Genomic DNA, 657 nt, shown 5'->3' with positions numbered 1-657 from the left:
TGCCCGGCACCACGCCGGTGACCGCCTCGCTGGTCACCCCGGTGCCGGGTTACACCATGGCCGCTGACGGTGTGGTCACCGTGGCGGCCGGCACCACGCCTGCGGCAGTGACGCTGAGCTACCAGGTCTGCGAGAACGCGGTGCCGACAAACTGCGCCTCGTCCACTGCCGTGGTGGCAGTGAACCCGAATGCAGCCGATGACACCCTGTCTGCTGCCGCCGGTGCGACCACCGTGCTCGGTGTGCTCGCCAACGATGCCGCACCGCTGAACCCGCTTGTGACCGTCTCGGTGGCCCCGACCAACGGCACGGCCGTGGTCAACGGCGATGGCAGCATCAGCTACACCCCGGCCGCCGGGTTCATCGGTGCGGACACCTTCAGCTACCAGCTGTGCCTGCCCGCGCCGTACGCCACGGTCTGCGACACCGCCTCGGTGACGGTCAATGTGAGCAACACCGCGCTGGTGGCGGTGGTCGATGACTTCCGGCCGGTCGCGCTGCCACCCGGGGGCGGTACTACCCTCAGCGTACTGCTCAACGACACCTTCAACGGCGTGGCCATCGTGCCGGGCACCACGCCGGTGACCGCGACCCTGCTCGCGCCGCCGGCCGGCTACACCATGGCGCCCGATGGCGTGATCACGGTGGCGGGCAGCG

Annotated in this window: 1 protein-coding gene; it reads left to right on the top strand. The window is 70.2% G+C overall.

The window, feature by feature from the left end; translation table 11 throughout:
- A partial coding sequence (locus RZA67_RS16375; RefSeq protein WP_317214119.1) for an Ig-like domain-containing protein occupies positions 1 to 657 on the top strand: 657 nt, incomplete at both ends.

This window comes from Stenotrophomonas sp. C3(2023), assembly GCF_032911385.1.
GTDB lineage: Bacteria > Pseudomonadota > Gammaproteobacteria > Xanthomonadales > Xanthomonadaceae > Stenotrophomonas.
This window is presented reverse-complemented; position numbering and strand designations above follow the sequence as displayed.